General features: G+C 53.5%; 16 protein-coding genes. 1 reads left to right on the forward strand and 15 read right to left on the reverse strand.

All coding sequences use genetic code 11. The features are described 5' to 3' along the window. From UC15_RS24135 to UC15_RS24205, 15 genes are all read right to left on the reverse strand, one after another. A partial coding sequence (locus UC15_RS24135) for an ABC transporter ATP-binding protein (RefSeq protein WP_157961032.1) occupies window positions 1-452 on the reverse strand: 452 nt, incomplete at its 3' end. Then, window positions 445-1,518, reverse strand: a complete 1,074-nt coding sequence (locus UC15_RS24140) for an efflux RND transporter periplasmic adaptor subunit (RefSeq protein WP_112291609.1) — start codon at window positions 1,516-1,518, stop codon at window positions 445-447. The genes UC15_RS24140 and UC15_RS24135, both read right to left, overlap by 8 nt. Before the next feature lie 104 nt (window positions 1,519-1,622). Beyond that, window positions 1,623-3,761 carry a peptidase domain-containing ABC transporter gene (locus UC15_RS24145; protein ID WP_112291587.1) on the reverse strand — a complete coding sequence of 713 codons (2,139 nt, stop codon included), beginning with the start codon at window positions 3,759-3,761 and terminating at the stop codon, window positions 1,623-1,625. Between the two features lie 63 nt (window positions 3,762-3,824). After that, entirely contained in the window at window positions 3,825-4,586 is a 762-nt protein-coding gene (locus UC15_RS24150) for an ABC transporter (RefSeq protein WP_232829985.1), read from the reverse strand. Between the two features lie 185 nt (window positions 4,587-4,771). Further along, on the reverse strand, window positions 4,772-5,446 hold the full coding sequence (locus UC15_RS24155; protein WP_112291591.1) for a DsbA family protein: 675 nt from the start codon (window positions 5,444-5,446) through the stop codon (window positions 4,772-4,774). Window positions 5,447-5,584: 138 nt separating this feature from the next. Beyond that, complete coding sequence (locus UC15_RS24160) at window positions 5,585-5,776, reverse strand: DUF4762 family protein (protein ID WP_095922324.1); 192 nt, start codon at window positions 5,774-5,776, stop codon at window positions 5,585-5,587. 528 nt (window positions 5,777-6,304) lie between these two features. Then, entirely contained in the window at window positions 6,305-6,949 is a 645-nt protein-coding gene (cheZ, locus tag UC15_RS24165; RefSeq protein ID WP_112291593.1) for a protein phosphatase CheZ, read from the reverse strand. Between the two features lie 10 nt (window positions 6,950-6,959). Continuing rightward, window positions 6,960-7,349, reverse strand: coding sequence for a chemotaxis response regulator CheY (cheY, locus tag UC15_RS24170; RefSeq protein ID WP_104922338.1), 390 nt, complete (start codon window positions 7,347-7,349; stop codon window positions 6,960-6,962). A 46-nt stretch (window positions 7,350-7,395) separates the two neighbouring features. After that, a complete protein-coding gene (locus tag UC15_RS24175; RefSeq protein WP_112291595.1) occupies window positions 7,396-8,445 on the reverse strand; it encodes a chemotaxis response regulator protein-glutamate methylesterase in 1,050 nt (349 codons plus the stop codon). After that, window positions 8,445-9,317: a protein-glutamate O-methyltransferase CheR gene (gene cheR, locus UC15_RS24180; RefSeq protein ID WP_101078653.1), complete on the reverse strand. Its 873-nt coding sequence runs from the start codon at window positions 9,315-9,317 to the stop codon at window positions 8,445-8,447. Before cheR ends, UC15_RS24175 begins: the two co-directional genes overlap by 1 nt. A 97-nt stretch (window positions 9,318-9,414) precedes the next feature. Continuing rightward, complete coding sequence (locus tag UC15_RS24185) at window positions 9,415-11,085, reverse strand: methyl-accepting chemotaxis protein (protein ID WP_112291597.1); 1,671 nt, start codon at window positions 11,083-11,085, stop codon at window positions 9,415-9,417. 188 nt (window positions 11,086-11,273) lie between these two features. Beyond that, entirely contained in the window at window positions 11,274-12,968 is a 1,695-nt protein-coding gene (locus tag UC15_RS24190; RefSeq protein WP_112291599.1) for a methyl-accepting chemotaxis protein, read from the reverse strand. A 101-nt stretch (window positions 12,969-13,069) separates the two neighbouring features. After that, the gene (locus tag UC15_RS24195) at window positions 13,070-13,663 is read right to left on the reverse strand and encodes a hypothetical protein (protein WP_112291601.1); all 594 of its coding nucleotides are present in this window, start codon (window positions 13,661-13,663) and stop codon (window positions 13,070-13,072) included. Between the two features lie 8 nt (window positions 13,664-13,671). Further along, the gene (locus UC15_RS24200) at window positions 13,672-13,968 is read right to left on the reverse strand and encodes a hypothetical protein (RefSeq protein WP_112291603.1); all 297 of its coding nucleotides are present in this window, start codon (window positions 13,966-13,968) and stop codon (window positions 13,672-13,674) included. Window positions 13,969-14,165: 197 nt separating this feature from the next. Beyond that, entirely contained in the window at window positions 14,166-15,641 is a 1,476-nt protein-coding gene (locus tag UC15_RS24205; RefSeq protein ID WP_112291605.1) for an MFS transporter, read from the reverse strand. Between the two features lie 115 nt (window positions 15,642-15,756). On the opposite strand from UC15_RS24205, the gene UC15_RS24210 reads away from it, so the two are divergent. Then, window positions 15,757-16,770 carry a helix-turn-helix domain-containing protein gene (locus tag UC15_RS24210; protein ID WP_112291607.1) on the forward strand — a complete coding sequence of 338 codons (1,014 nt, stop codon included), beginning with the start codon at window positions 15,757-15,759 and terminating at the stop codon, window positions 16,768-16,770. Window positions 16,771-16,857: the final 87 nt, after the last annotated feature.

Here is a 16,857-nt window from a genome sequence, read left to right on the forward strand (position 1 = left end):
TGCCCGCCGGAAAGCTGCGCGGGCCGGTAATTCATGCGGTTGCCAAGCCCTAACCGGTTGAGCAAATGTTCCGCCCGCGCCTGACGCGCCGCCGCAGGCATGTCGGTATACAGCGCCGGAATGGTGACGTTTTCGAGGGCCGTGAGATACGGCATCAGGTGATAGCGCTGAAAAATAAAGCCCAGATACTGGCTGCGCAATTGCGCCAGCTGTTCGCTGGTCGCCGCATGCGCAGGCACATCCATAATGCGCATTTCGCCTTCCGACGGCTTATCCAGACAACCGAGAATGTTCATCAGCGTCGATTTACCCGAACCGGACGCGCCTATAATCGCCAGCATTTGCCCGGCATTGACGCGCAGGGAAATATCTTTGAGCACGGTGACGGCAGCGTTGCCCTCACCAAAACGGCGGGAGATATGCGAAAGTTCGATGACCGGAGAATTAGCCATTTGCCGTCTCCGCCTCATTTTGCATCATCACCACGTGCTCACCTTCGCGCAGCCCGTCTTTCACTTCGACAAACTGACGGTCATTAATGCCCGCACGGATCACCCGTTGTTCGGTCTTGTCGCCGTTCACCACCTGCACCTGATACCGGTCATCGCCCAGTGGCTGACCCAGTGCCATCACCGGCAGACGCAACACATTTTTAGCCTGTTCGGTGATGATAAATACCTGCGCGGTCATTGAGGTGCGCAGCAGATGATCGGGATTCGGCACGCTGAACACGCCGTTGTAATAGACGGCAGAAGGTTGCTGAGTCTGGCTGCTGGTGCTTTCATCCTGTAAAGCGTCGTTTGGCGCGTCCTGCAAGGTGCCCATGACGCTCTGATAACGATGTTTGGGATCGGCGACCACGTAAAACCACAGCGGCTGACCAGGATGCACTTTCAGGATGTCGGTTTCTGAAATACGGGTTTGAACCGTCATGGTATCGACATTGGCCAGCACCAGAATGGTCGGCGCGGTCTGCGAGGAGACCACGGTTTGCCCTTCTTTGGTGACGATGCCGAGCACCTGCCCGTCCACCGGTGCCAGGATCCGCGTATAGCCCAGATTGGCTTTCGCCGTTTCCAGCGCCATCTGCGCCTGCACAATCTGCGCTTCGTTGACTTTGATCTGCGCTTTCTGGGTATCGACTTTAGCCTGCGCCTGCTCGAGATTACTTTTGGTACCTGAGCCATCGCGATCCATCTGTAACTGACGTTTCAGCTCCAGCTGATATTGCGTCAGCGTGTACAGCGACGCCTGTTTTTGCGCCACGGCACTGTCGAGTTCCGCTTCGGATTTACGCAGTTCGCTCTGTTGCAGCGTCGGGTCGATTTCGGCCAGTAACTGGCCTTTGGTGACCCGGTCGCCCGCACGGACATACAGTTTCTTTAACTGACCGTTGACCTGCGCACCGACGTTGACCTGCGCGGAAGGCTTGAGGATACCGGTCGCCAGTACGGTTTTTTCGATATCCCCGCGACCTATGGCCTGTGAGACCAGCGGCGCGGCGGTGCCGGACATCATGCTGTGTACGCCGTACGCAGCCCCGGCCAGCAGGATCAACACCACAAGGATCAGCGTATAAAATGCCTTGCGGTGTCCGGCGGCGATGTGTCTGATTGAGAAACTCACACCGGTTCTCCTTGCGGGGTGAAAGCGGAAATCACAGCGCCCGTTGTCGCGGTGACGCGGCCATCTCTCATTACACAGACCCGGTCAAACAACGCCAGCGCGGTTTCACTGTGCGTTACGGTGATCAGGGTTTTTCCGTATTCACGGCAATGGCTGATCAGGGTTTGCATCACCTGCTGCGCCGTCTCTTCATCGAGATTGGCCGTCGGCTCATCCAGCACCATCACCGGACAATCGCTGTACATCGCACGTGCCAGCATCAGACGCTGACGTTGCCCCAGCGACAGCGCGGGATGGCTTTCGCGGATCAGCGCGTTTTGTTTGCCTGGCAGACGGTCGATCACCTCCGTCAGGTTCAGCCCGCGCAGCGACTTATCGATACGCAGTTGCTTCTGCGCGTCGTGTTCACGATCAAACAGCGTGATGTTTTGCAGAACGCTGGTATTGAACAGGATGTCCTCCTGGCTTTGCAGGAAGAACAGCTTCTGTGCCTGACGACTGCTGACCGGCTGTCCGTCGGCCAGGATTTCTCCGCCCTGAGGTTCGATAAGTCCGGTAATGACTTTCAGCAGCGTACTTTTCCCCGCGCCCGACTCACCGACAATCGCCAGCGTTTCGCCATGACGCACCGTCACCGACACGTGGTCCAGCACCGGTTTACCGGGATCGTAAGCAAACTGAAGTTCCCGGTAGCTGAGCTCCTGGCTGAAACGGACAGGCGGCAGTAAGTCACCGGAGGCCTCTTCCCTGACCGGCGGGAACAGATCGGCGGCGCGGGTATCAATCACGTGCAGCTGATTCTTTTGCAGCACGGAGAAGAAAATCTGCGTGATGTAAGCGGTAAAAATCTGACGGACGAAGCTGTAGGCGAAGAATTCACCCAGTGAAATCCGGTTATCTTTCAGCAACGGCAGCGCCAGCAGCATAAAGAACACCATCTCGAGGCTGCCAATCAGCTGATACAGGCTGCTTTTCACCTGCTCGTACACTTTCTGTTTCTGGCGGCAGTCAAACAGCGACAGCGCATATCCGGCGAATGCCGCCTGACGCTGGCTGTTCAGTCCGGCGGATTTGAGCGTGGCGAAACCCTGAATAGTTTCCAGCAGGAAGTCGCTTTGTTCTGCACTCTTTACCTGAACCTGCTGGGTGTAATAGCGGTCGCGGAAAATCGCCCAGACGCTGACCAGCCCCATCAGCGTGACGCCGATGGCGGAAATACCGGCCAGCAGCGGGCTGATATAGCACATCACCGCCAGCGCAATCACGCCGACGACCCAGTCCACGCGCAGGCCGTTGTCCAGCTCGATTTTTTGCGCCGCCGCCATCTGCCAGTTGGAGAAACGGCTGTAGATTTCACCGGGGCTGCGTTTCTCAAAGAAAGAGAGCGTGTTGTTCAGCAACCGGGCAAAACCGCTAACGCTTTGCATCACGACAAAACGTTTGATAAAACGCTCAGTTACGCTGCGCACAATAAACGCCAGCAGCGTCGAGACCACGAAGGCCAGCAGGTAATAGAAATACGGGAATTCGGTTTTGCCGCCGGAAGAGAAAACGTTGTTGATTGCCGAGCTGACCATCACCGGCATGATGAACAAGGTCAGTGACACCAGAAATGCCAGCAACATCAGCTTGTAAATGCCGGGGATGGCCGCCGTTTGTTTCAGGCTCATGCATTCGAGTGCGCGGAAACGACGCGTGCGCGGTTGTTTTTCTGCCGGTTGCGCAGTGCGCGGCGCCTCCTGATCGAGCACCACCGCGTAACCACTGATTTCAGATCTGAGCGCGGCAACCGGCAGAAGCTGTTCGCCAATCGCCGGATTCATCACGCAGACATAGCTCCCCTGACGATAGGCCAGCAGGACATAGTGACTGGCACCGTAGTGCAAAATGGCGGGTAAAGGCAGTTCTGCCAGCTCATCGAAATCAAACGCCACCGGATACGCCGGGATCGCCAGCTCAGATAAGATGTCGCACAGGGTTGACAGCGCGGTGCCGTGAGACGATGTCGGGAAACGTTCGCGTAACACGTCCAGCGGCGCGCTGATGCCCTGAGTTTCCGCCAGCATAGAAACACAGGCCAGCGCGCATTCGTTCGTTTCTGCCTGATAAACCAGCTTAGGAATAATATTATCCATAATCGATACCTTAAAACGCCCTGTTCTTTTCAGTAATATCGCTGCGCTGTTGCGGATGGGTTTTCACTCATTAATAAAAAATAACGAATGTGAATGCCACAGCATCCAGTCGGTTGAGTGTTCACGAATACTTTGTTCAATAATGCGCGGCATTTTTTCTTTTAATTCTTTTGCACTGACCGGGTCATGAATAACGATATTCAACCCCTTGTCATAATAAAGATGATAAAAAATCACCTTCGCAGACATCATTCGTGCCAGCCGGATAATACCGCTGTGTAAACTGGCGGGACGACCAAATATCCGGCAGGATAATTTTTCAGCTTTGTCTTTACTGGCGAACTGCGTGAAATCAGGCGTGATATCCGGAAATAAAATAATATTCCGCTGGTTATCGGCGGCCTCCATGACCGACGTCATCAGATTCCCGGCAATATTTTTATTATCTTCATGTATTGAACAATAGGTCAGATCGACGCCACCCAGTTGCCGTTCCGCTGCGGAATGTGCATCCGCGCTGCGCGAGGTAATGACCGTTGCTTTACCCGGAAACGCCGCGGCACCGACCATGGTACTGAGTACGTCCGACACCATGTGTAGTGGCGCGAGGATCACCGGCTGACCGGCGCGTTGCAGCGGCTCGACCACCGCATTGAGCCGGGCCGAGCAGTCGGCCAGCTCACGTAATGCACGACGATTCTGTCCGTAGGTCACCGCCTGAATCAGCAACTGTCGCCGCTGGGTCAGCCAGATATAATCAAATTTCTTATTGTCATTCATCAGACACTGACGGTTAGACTGCGCAACCGCCGCCCGTAATTTCACATCGCGGCCTGTCAGCCCTAAAAAGCGTCTGACGTGGGACAAAGCAAAAATAACGCGATAATGCATGTGCCGGAATAATAAACAATGCGCCCTGTAGCCAGTAAGTCGGAGTTTATACAAAAACCACTGACATCTGACGGTGAGGTTTTTCCAAAACAGCGCGCACCACAGGGCAACGAATTTCATTATTTCTCCGGCGCCTGATCATTCTTCAAAATAGAGAGTAATTTGTCAGAGAATGACGGGAAATCACGATCCTGAATCGCTACCCATTTTTTGCCCACAATAAAGGTCGGGGTGGCATTAATGTCGTAATACTGTGAAACGCGGGTCATATAATCGAGCAGGTCTTTGACTTCTGCCGACTGACTGACTTTATGGTATTCATCTACATTTATCTTATTCTCTGCCAGCCACGCATCTCGTTTTGCAGGATCACCCAAATCGATGTGATTTTTCATGACCGCGTCATAGGCGCTCTCACGGTGGGCTTCTTCAATGCCCATCACCTGCAATGTGGCAAATACCGGTGCAAAGCGCGCCAGTCCGCCCTGATTATCCAGGCTGAAATGCAGGCGAACCAGTTTCTTACCCGCTGGCATACGTTTTTCCAGCGCCTCAACATTCTTTTCGTTTAATGCACAGTAATGACAACCGTATGAGAAGATTTCAATAATATCTTCACCATCCGTAATCGGACTTTTGGCTAATTTATCCGCCGACAGCGACGTCAGAACCTGTTGTCCGTCATCGCTGGTTTGGTTGCGCACAAGGTAATGGATCCAGGCTGTCGTAATCAGCGCTGAAATAACCGCGACAAAAACGGTATACGCCAGAATGGGCAGAATTCTTTTTTTCATGGGAGGCTTTTCATCCTGAAATAATAATACGCGACGCTCACCGGGGAAATATCAGGCGGGCGTTGCATATGAAATACAACGCCCTGTCAGAAAAACAGTAAAACTATTTATTCTGATTTAATAAGAAACGGATGTTTCTCAGCCTACGTTACCGCAGTTGATGATTGCTGCAGCGGTGAAGGTTTTAGTCACAACGCCATTTTTGTCAGTACAGGTTTTCACTGCGTTACAAACAGTTGCATCACCCACCAGGTTTAATTCAAAGCTGTTTACGCAAGTCGTGGTACCGCCAACAATTGCGCTTGCTTCATTCATGTTGATCTTTTTCATCTGTGATATCCTTATTTAGTTAGAATTAATATAACAATAGTCTGGAGATATTATTCACTGACCTGTTTCCAGTGATTCCCCGCACAGAGAAAACATGATTAAAACATGTCCCCCTGCACTCCGAAATAATCCCCTTGAATATAAACATTCAGGATTTCATTATCGGATGCGGCGCATTGTAACGGTGGTTTTTTAATTGGGCAATACACCTGAAATGACATAATGCGAGCAAACTCAACCGTTCGGTTACACAGGTCACAGGAGTTTTCTGATATAAAATTAAGATAAAGCGCACCGGATAAATTCAGCCGTGCCCGATGCCAGATCTGCCTGATTTATGATGCAGGATATTTCTCAGAAAATATTAAGAATAGCGGATCCTGAGACGGCAAAAATTTTTAAAAATAATTTGAGTGAAACGTTATGCAAAGCATTTGCGGGGACACAGGGAGGAAAAACGCAGGAAAGGGAGCTAACATCCCATCCGCTCCCTGTCACAGAAAACGGATGGGCACAACACGTTCTTCATCAGAAACCTAATGAATCCAGCAGATCATCAACCTGTTCTTGCGAGGCCACCACGCCGACACCGTTAGCGTCGAGTTGCGGGCCGTTCAGCAGGCTGTCAGTTTCGCGTTTCTGCTTAACCTGTTGTTCTGGAATATTTTCCATCAGCACCATCAACAGCTGATTTTCAATTTCCTGAACCACGGTCATCATGCGTTTGATTACCTGACCGGTCAGATCCTGGAAGTCCTGCGCCATCATGATTTCCATCAGCTGAGCATTGGTAAAGCTGGTGTGCTCAGGGATCTCTTTCAGGTAGCTGCGGGTGTCTGTCACCAGCTCGCGTGCATCCGATAATTCAATCGGATTCTCAAACCATTCATCCCAGCGCTTATCGAGTTTCTTCGCGGCAGATTCAAGTTTGTTCTGACGAGGTTGCGCGGCTTCCACACAGTTCAGGGCGCGTTCGGCGGCCTGTGCTGTCATGGTGACCACATAATCGAGACGATCGCGTGCATCCGGGATCGCTTCAGCTGCCTGAGCAATGGCCTGATCCAGGCCAAGTTCACGCATACTGTCACGCAACATACGGGTCAGTTGCCCAATGCGGGCGATGATATCGCCCGCGGTTGCTGCATCATTTGCAGGCATTGGTATCTCTGCCATAGGTGTGCTCCTACATGCCCAGTTTTTCGAATATTTTGCCCAGCTTTTCTTCCAGCGTGGCGGCGGTAAATGGTTTCACGACATAACCACTGGCACCGGCCTGCGCGGCGGCAACGATGTTTTCTTTCTTCGCTTCTGCCGTCACCATCAGCACCGGCAATTTAGCCAGCGCGCCATCTGCACGGATGGTTTTGAGCAGATCCAGACCGTCCATGTTTGGCATGTTCCAGTCGGATACCACGAAGTCAAAACCGCCAGCACGCAGTTTGTTCAGCGCATCAACGCCGTCTTCCGCTTCTTCAACGTTGTTGAAGCCCAGTTCTTTCAGCAGGTTACGCACGATACGACGCATGGTAGAGAAGTCGTCTACTACCAGGAATCTCAGATTTGGATCGGCCATGTTTTATCTACTCCTAAGGTTTGCTACCCAGCACAAGGCTGAAAAATTAAATACGTAATGCCTGACCGGCTGATATTTGTGCCAGCATCCGCTGACTGATTTGGCTGAGATCCACCACTTCGTTTACGCCGCCGGTGGCGATAGCCTCGCGAGGCATACCGAAAACCACACAGCTGGCTTCGTTTTGTGCAAGGGTATAAGCCCCCGCGCGGTGCATCTCGAACATGCCGGCAGCGCCGTCATTGCCCATTCCCGTCAGGATCACCCCGACGGCATTGCGTCCGGCGAACTGCGCCACCGAACGGAATAACACGTCAACCGACGGACGATGGCGGTTCACTGCCGGACCGTCGTTCAACTTAACCTGATAGTTGGCGCCACTGCGCGCCAGTTCCATATGCCGGTCGCCCGGCGCGATATACGCGTGACCCGGCAAAACGCGTTCGCCGTCCTCGGCCTCTTTCACGGTGATCTGACACAGCTTGTTCAGACGTTCCGCAAACGAGCGGGTAAAACCCGGTGGCATATGTTGTGTAATCATCAGCGCCGGACAGGTCGGCGGCAGCGGTTGCAACACGTGGCGGATAGCCTCGGTACCACCGGTCGATGACCCGATCGCAATCAGCTTTTCACTGCTCAGCAGCGGCGTATGGCTGAGAATGCGCGGCTGTTCGGTATTGACGCTTTTATTCAGACGCGCTTTTGACGCGGTACGAATTTTGTCGGCAATCATTTCGCTGTAAGCCAGCATGCCTTCGCGGATCCCCAGCTGCGGTTTGGTGACGAAATCAATCGCCCCCAGCTCCAGCGCACGCAGGGTGATTTCCGAGCCTTTACCGGTCAGCGACGACACCATGACCACCGGCATCGGGCGCAGGCGCATCAGCTTTTCCAGAAAATCCAGTCCGTCCATACGCGGCATTTCAACATCCAGCGTCAGTACGTCAGGGTTGAATTTTTTGATGAGATCACGCGCCACCAGCGGATCCGGCGCAGTCGCCACCATTTCCATATCCGGATGGCTGTTAATGATTTCAGTCATCAGCTGACGCATTAACGCCGAATCATCGACGCTCAACACTCTGATTTTATTCATTACCTCTCCTTGGCGAGGCCGTAGACGGTCTGACCGCGCAAATAAAATTCCCGGCTGATTTGGCTGAAGTTCTCGGAGTGTCCGGCAAACATCAGACCACCCGGTTTAAGTAACGGAACAAACCGGCGTAAAATTTTCTCCTGTGTTTCTTTATCGAAATAAATCATCACATTACGGCAGAAAATCGCATCAAAAGGACCGTTAAGCTGCCACTGGTTCGCCAGCAAATTCAGTTGCTGGAAAGCCACCATCTGCGCCAACTCGGGACGCACACGCACCAGGCCGCTGTGAGGGCCGGTGCCTTTGAGGAAAAATTTCTGTAACTGTTGCGGGCTGAGCGTGCGCAACTCTTCCAGCCGGTAAACGCCCGCCGTAGCTTTTTCCAGCACCTGCGTATCAATGTCACTGGCCTGAATACGGCAGCTCGCCATGCGCGGACCCAGTGCTTCACTGAGCGTCATGGCGATGGAATACGGCTCTTCACCTGTCGACGCCGCCGTGCTCCACACACTGTAATTATTCGGGCGGGATCGGGCATGCTCCGCCAGGATCGGGAAGTGGTGTGCTTCACGGAAAAACGCCGTCAGGTTGGTGGTCAGTGCGTTAATAAACGCCTGCCATTCCGGGCTGTTGCTGTCGTTTTCCAGTAACGCCATATAACTGCCAAAGTCGTTCAGCCCGAGGATACGCAACCGCCGGACCAGGCGGTTGTAGACCATTTCGCGTTTATGGTCTGCCAGTACAATTCCTGCACGTTGATAGATAAGTTCACTTATCCGGCGAAAATGGGTATCTGACAGCGGTAAACGCTGGATCATCTGTGCCATGATCGAAGTGTTATCAGCACTCATTGGCGAGCCTGGTTGATTCATGGTGCAGCTCCATTAAAGGGACAGGTGGTGTAACGGGTACCCAATTCACTCTTCATCCGCTGACTGTTCATCCGCGACTTTTCATCAGATGGCCTTATCAGAAGGTTTCCCAGTTATCCGCAGAACCTGCTCGCGCGGGCGCCGCAATTAACGCGGGTTGCGCCACCTGACGTGGTGTAAAACCCTGCGCCGGACCGTTGTGTCGCGGCTGAGCACTCCCGGCGGAGGCAAGACGGAACACCGAGACCGCGCGGGTCAGGTTTTCAGACTCCGCTTCCAGCGTATGCGTGGAAGAAGCGGCCTGCTGAACCAGCGTGGCGTTCTGCTGCGTCACCTGATCCATCTGCGTGACGGCTATAGAAACCTGCTCGATGCCGCGACTTTGCTCGTCAGAGGCTGAGGCGATTTCGCCCATGATGTCGGTCACGCGCGTCACGGCGCGAACGATGTCATCCATGGTGTTACCGGCGGATTCCACCAGCACGGAACCCTGGCTGACGCGGCTGACAGATTCATCAATCAGCGCTTTGATTTCCTTCGCGGCCTGTGCGCTACGCTGCGCGAGGCTACGCACTTCACCGGCTACCACCGCAAATCCGCGACCCTGCTCACCGGCACGGGCGGCTTCTACTGCGGCGTTCAGCGCCAGAATGTTGGTCTGGAACGCAATGCCATCAATCACGCTGGTAATGGCACTGATTTTTTTCGAGCTGCCTGCGATGTCATTCATGGTCTTCACCACATTGCCGGTCAGTTCACCGCCTTTTTCTGCAGTATTTGAGGCGTCACGCGCCAGCTGTGTCGCCTGACGGGCGTTCTCAGCGTTCTGCTTCACGGTGGCGGTCAGCTGTTCCATGCTGGCGGCGGTTTCTTCCAGCGCAGAGGCTTGTTGTTCGGTACGCGAAGACAAATCGGTATTGCCCGCCGCGATGCCTTTCAGGCCAGCGAACATGGTGTCAGCGCCGTGGCGCACAGTACGCACCGTTTCTGCCAGCGAGGTCTGCATCTGTTGCAGACTTTCGAGCATCACTTTGATTTCGTAGCGCCCTTCCGCCACGATCGGCGCAGAAATATCGCCGGAACCGATACGGTCAAAATGGGCACGCATGGTGGTCAGCGGACGGAACAGGATCCGGCGGGTAACGACCAGCGCCAGGGCGGTCAGCGCCAGCAATAACAGGGTGATCACCGTGGTGTTGATCATCACGCTCTGATAAGACGCCGCAGTCTGGGTCTGTGCCTGCTGGAAACGGCCACTGACATAGGCGACATAATTACCAACTTCCTGCTGGAACTGATCCTGATATTTTTGCGTCGGACTGGCGAGAAACGCCTCCATGTCACCGCGCGATAACGAATCAATCAGCACCTGCAACATTCCGTGCAATGCTTCGTAGCTGGCTTTGTTAACGGTGGTCAGCTCGGAAGCCTTTTCGGTTCTGCGCGGCAGAGCCAGGAAAGCAGCGTAAGAATCTTCAGCACTTTTCAGGCTGTTATTCGCGTCAACCATCAGTTGCGTCACGGTTTCCTGAGGCTGTTTCAGCGCCAGACGCGTGGCCGCGCGGTTCAGTGTGTTGCGGGTTTGCAGCAGATATGACCAGCTCTGGTTCAGCGCGTCACGCTGCTCAGCAGTATTCGATATCTGCTCAAAATTCATTTTATCCGTGTGGGCGGCATAAAGTGATAAGCCACTGCTCACCAGTTGCATCACAAAAAATACGATCAATAACAAAAACATGCAGGTGGACACACGGATGTGCTTAAACATGGATAACCTCGTTAGGTGTCAGCCCTGACCGGCACCTTATTTCTTAATACCCTTGTTATTCAGGTCTGCAGAGGCGTTGTCTGCGCTGAGTCCCCGAATCACTTACTGAAGTAAGCTCATCGGGATTTCCTCTTTTGCCGCCTTTCTGCAAACCTGACTATTTTGGGTAGCGATGTTGATGTATGTGCTTAGAAGGTTTCCCAGTTCTCAGTTAAATCTGTACTTTGTGCTCCACCTTTTCCGGCTTTAGAACCTGAAAGGTTCGGAGTCAACAGAGGCAGCCTTGCCGAAGAGGCCGGGTTCTGGCGCACGTTGTTATTTGTGGTCTGACTCAGCGTAAACACGGCCACAGATTGCGTCAGCAGGCTGGCCTGCTCTTCCAGTGCCGCCGAAGCGGAAGCGGATTCTTCAACCAGTGAGGCGTTCTGCTGCGTCACCCGATCCATTTCAGTAATAGCTTGTGCGACCTGCTCGATCCCGCGGCTCTGTTCATCAGATGCCGAGGTGATTTCGCCCATAATGTCAGTCACACGTGTGACGGCATTCACCATGTCATTCATGGTTTCGCCGGCACTTTCTGCCAGTACTGAACCGGTATTAATGCGGCTGACAGAATCGTCAATCAGCCCTTTAATTTCTTTTGCTGCCTGCGCGCTGCGCTGCGCCAGGGTACGCACTTCACCTGCCACAACCGCAAATCCACGTCCCTGCTCACCTGCACGGGCGGCCTCAACCGCGGCGTTCAGTGCCAGAATGTTGGTCTGGAAGGCAATTCCGTCGATCACACCGGTGATGTCGGTGATTTTCTTCGAGCTGCTGGCGATGTCATTCATGGTATCAACCACGTTTGCCACCACTTTGCCGCCCTTCTGCGCGGTTTCTGACGCGCTCAGTGCCAGCTGGCTGGCCTGACGGGCGTTTTCGGCGTTCTGTTTCACGGTCGCGGTCAGCTGTTCCATGCTGGCGGCAGTTTCTTCCAGCGCCGATGCCTGTTCTTCGGTACGGGAAGATAAATCACTGTTACCCGCCGAAATTTCGCTGGCGCCGCTGTAAATAGCATCAGCACCGTGACGCACGCCGGTAACCGTGCGGATCAGTTCGTCCTGCATGTACCTGAGACTATCGGCAAGCTGGCCGATTTCATTACGGCTTTTCACGACTATTTCATGCGTGAGATCACCGGTGGCAATTTTGCGGATGGTTTCAACGATATTTTTCAAAGGATGGATCAGGATCCGCTGCACGCCGGTCCAGGCCAGAATGATGAAGACCAGCAACACAATCAGGACAGAACCGAGCATCCACATTGCGTGTTTGAAGGAGTTTTCACTCACTTTCACCGCGTCGTTGTACAGGTGATCGTTCTGCTCGATATAGGTCACGAACGCTTTTTCGAAGTTGTCCTGATATTGCTGTGTAGGCTGTTCGAAGAAGTCGTTAATGCGGCCCAGACCAATCAGCTCGATCAGCTCAGAAAGCGCATCATGCAGAACCTGATACTGCTTTTTGGCATCGGCGGCGAACTGCGGATTCTGGCTGGCATCCACCGGGATTTTTTGATAATTGGCGAAATGCTGATCGGCAATTTGCAGATCTTTCGTCGCCGTATCAACCAGCTCTTTCACCGTGGCACCGCTGCCCATCTGGTTAGCGTCGAGCATGAAACGGATACCCGCCCGGTTGAGCGTGTTACGGGTCTGCAGCAGATAAATCCAGCTGGCGTTGAATTCTGCCTGCTGTAAGCGGATCTGCTGAGACGTGGTGAAGTTGTCTTTGTCTGTCTTCAACGATTTAAAGAACAGGCCACCGGATACCAACTGTAAAGCACCGAAGACCACCAGTAAGATCACGATCCCCGTGACCACTTTCATATGGTTAAACATGTTGTTCCTTTTTGAATTGAATTTATCTTTAATAGTTATCGGCAGAAAGTGAGGGAACTTTATGTGATGAGGATCGGATTTTTTCGGGGAGACGCGAGGGGTCAGGCAACAGTGGCGACAAAACTCTTCAACAGCGCGATGCGTTGAGCGTCAGGGTTGACCAGCAGATCGTTATGGATGGTCAGCACAACACCCTTGAGTAATTCGGTCGTGTTGTCGATTTGGGACAGATTTTTAAGTTTTTCGATATCATTGCCGATTTCACGCCCTTTCAGTGAAAGACGCTTATTCGCCAGACCGGTCGCCAGTTCGGACGTCAGCATAGTCACCAGACGCATTGCGCCTTGCGGACTGGAAGCCAGATGATGGATATAATATTTAAGCAATAACGGCACGAAATCAGGGGTCGCCCCCAATTCCGCACTCGCCATATTCAGCAGATCAATCATGTGCGCAGGCACACGGCTTTCCACGGCTTTGCGTTGTATCTGCAACTGCTTTTTGATAGCTGGCACAGACTGATAAGGGATCACCGCGACGTTGCCGCAGGTTTTACACACGCCCGCGATGATATTTTTCACCATACCGCTGCCGTCATCGAACGGTACATCGCGCAGCTGATAACTCACCGTACGGAAAGCCTCACAGGCGTTACACATCGCCTTTTTCTCGTCTCCGACTTTATAAATAATCATATTATTCCTTAATGATGAACGCTGATAAAAACACTGGCAGGCTCTGTAAAGTACCACTTGATGTACCAGGGTACTCCGGCACTACTGACAGTGATGATATGGACATCAATACTGCTGTCAAAATGGTAGGGACGAATCTGATAATTATCTCCAGATGCCCTGCCGATTAAGGCAGCCACTTCATAGGGCGAGATGTCGCCCGTACTCAACAAATTCTTAAGCTGAATCCCGCGTCGTGCCTCAAACTCAATATTTCCATTCTTTAAACATTCGATCACCTTCCATTTGATCTCTCTGAAACTCATGTGGCCTCAATGTACGCCAGTTGTCGTACTTAATCAAATTATCATTTGGCTTCCCGTTTTTTTCGTTAAGCCCCGTCCCGCAGGGCTATAACGCCATAAGCAGTAAAATGATGCGCAGGAAAAATAACTATTTTTCAGGCAAATGGAAGAGGTTAGGCAAAACAGCGCGAGACATTCTGCAACACTGATTTTTAAAGTCAGTACGGCTCGCACGTTACCGTTTTACGCCGACCCTTATCGTTGAATAGCAAATAACTCATCAGCGCCAGGATCCACACACCCGCCGCGCCATAGATCAGAATGACGGCAAATCCATCCGTCAGCGCCTGTCCAATCTGCGCAGTTTGTAATCCTTCAACCACCGATCCGCCTGCGATACGTTCTGCGAATGAAGACAACTCTCCTGCTGCTGGCATAACTTTTTTAAGGCTGGCGGCAATTCCTGCCACCAGCAGACTCCCCATCAGGGCAATGTTGACAGCCAGCGTGATCAGCCGCGCGCTGATATCAATACCAGACGCCATTCCCGCACGGTTTGCCGCGACGGAACCGGTGGTGGTGTTCGTGACCGGCGTATTGGTCAGCCCGAGCGCCATGCCTGCCAGCAGTGCGCCCGGCAATAAACTCAGATGATGAACGACGGCGATGAGCATCAGGATAAAGCCCGCGCCGATAGTGAATAACCCGAACGGGATAATGCGGGACGCGCCATAACGTGCGGTCAGTTTTTCACCGAGCGGCGGCATCAGCAACGTGGGCAACGTGTAGGCCAGCAATGCCAGACCGGTCGTGACGCTGTCATAACCCAGCCCGCTCTGGTAATACACTGGCAGATAAATCATCAGTGGCCAGAAGCTGAAATTCATGCCCACCGAGCCCATCAGCGCACCGGAAAATGCGCGGACGCGGAATACAGAAAAATCAAACATCGGATGCGGATGACGTTTTTCAATCCAGATAAACATCCCCGCACTGAGGGCGGTCACCAGCAGAACGGTACGCGCGATGACGCTGCCCAAGCCCAGGCTGCTGCCCTGAGTAATGAGAAACGTTGCGCCCATGACCGTGACCGACAGCGTGATCAATCCGCCGAGATCCAATTTTTTAGCCTGTCCGTCACGGGATTCCACCACGTTTTTCAGCGCCAGAATCAGGGTCAATATGGCGATAAAGACATGAACCAGAAACACCCAGCGCCAGTTAAACCACGCGACCAGTATGCCGCCGATGATCGGCCCAAATCCCAGGCCGAAACCAAACGTAATCCCCCATGCGGCAAACGCCTGACTGCGCGCTTTTCCTTGCGGAAATTGCGAAGACAATATCGCAATCAGACACGTCAGCATTGCGCCACCACTCAGTCCCTGTGCGAAACGCGCGGCGATAAGCCATTGCGAACTTGTGGCAAGACCACACATCAGCGAAGTCAGCCCGAAGGCGATAATACTGATAATAAAAACCCGTTTCCGGCCATAGCGGTCCGCCAGCGTACCGGTCGCCATCAGCACCGTGGTACAGGCCAGCGTATAGGCGTTCATGATCCACTGAAGTTCGCGGAAGCTGGCATGCAGTTCCTGTTCAAGTACCGGTGATAAGACGGGAACGCTGGAAATCTCCAGCCCGGACATCAGTGCAGCGAGGCAGACGGCCATCAGCGCCAGTGTGTTCTTCATGCTTAAATCCTGCGATGAGTTAAAGACACACAGCATGAAAGATTGGCGGCACAGTAGAAATCAGCCCGTGTGCCATGTATCGTCAAGATTATGCCAACCTGATGGTTTTTCCTGTATGCAAAACGCTGGTCTGCCCCTGATGTCTTCCCCGCGCAATCCTGCTCCGCGAAACCGGCGGCTGGTGCTGCTGGCCTATGAATGTCTGTGTACCTTCGAATTCGGCACTGCTGTCGAAGCCTTTGGCCGCGCCGATGAACTCACCGGCGAGCCGTTATACGACTTAGCCGTCGCATCGGTCGAGGAAGGGACGTTCGGCGCACAAGGCGGCGTGCGGCTGGTGGTCGATGGCGGGCTGGAGCTGCTGGAAGATGCCGGAACGATTGTGATCCCCGGCTGGCGAAGCATCCACGAACCGGCCTCTGACCGGCTGATTGCCGCGCTGCAAAAAGCGCACAGCAACGGCACGCGGATTGTATCGATTTGCGCGGGGAGTTTCGTGCTTGGCGCTGCCGGTTTGCTCGACGGCAAACGCGCCACTGCGCACTGGAACAGCACCGATGTTCTGGCACAAAGATTCCCGAAAGTGCAGGTTGAGCACGGCATGATTTATGTCGATGAAGGCAGCATCATCACCTCTGCCGGGGGTGCGGCGGGCGTCGATTTGTGTCTGCATCTGATCCGCCGCGATTACGGCATTGAAGTGGCGAACCGCACGGCACGCCGGATGGTGACACCGCCATTGCGTGAAGGAAATCAGGCACAGCTGATCCAGCAACCGGTTCCGCGGTATCCGGCAAAAACGCTCGCCCCGTTGCTTGATGATTTACGCAGCCATCTCAATACGCCCATGGTGATTGATCAGCTTGCTGCACAAACAGGAATGAGCCGCCGCACCTTCCTGCGTCGTTTCCATGATGCAACCGGCACCACGCCCGGCGAATGGATGCTGAGCGTGCGGCTGGAAAAAGCCTGCGCCCTGCTGGAAAACGGCACGCTGAGTATTGACCGCGTCGCCGAACAGGCCGGTTTTGGATCGCCGGAAACGTTGCGGCATCATTTCCGCCAGCGGCTGGGGACGACACCAACACAATGGCGGAAGGGGTTCGTTGAGCGGGATTTGGTGGGGTGAGTTTTGCGTTCAGAGGCTGGCTTTACGGCAGTGAACTACTAAAAGCCGCTTCAGCGGCATAAAGCGAATTTCTAAGCTGCCTATGCG

Source organism: Rahnella sp. AN3-3W3, assembly GCF_003263545.1.
In the GTDB taxonomy this organism is placed as follows: domain Bacteria; phylum Pseudomonadota; class Gammaproteobacteria; order Enterobacterales; family Enterobacteriaceae; genus Rahnella; species Rahnella variigena.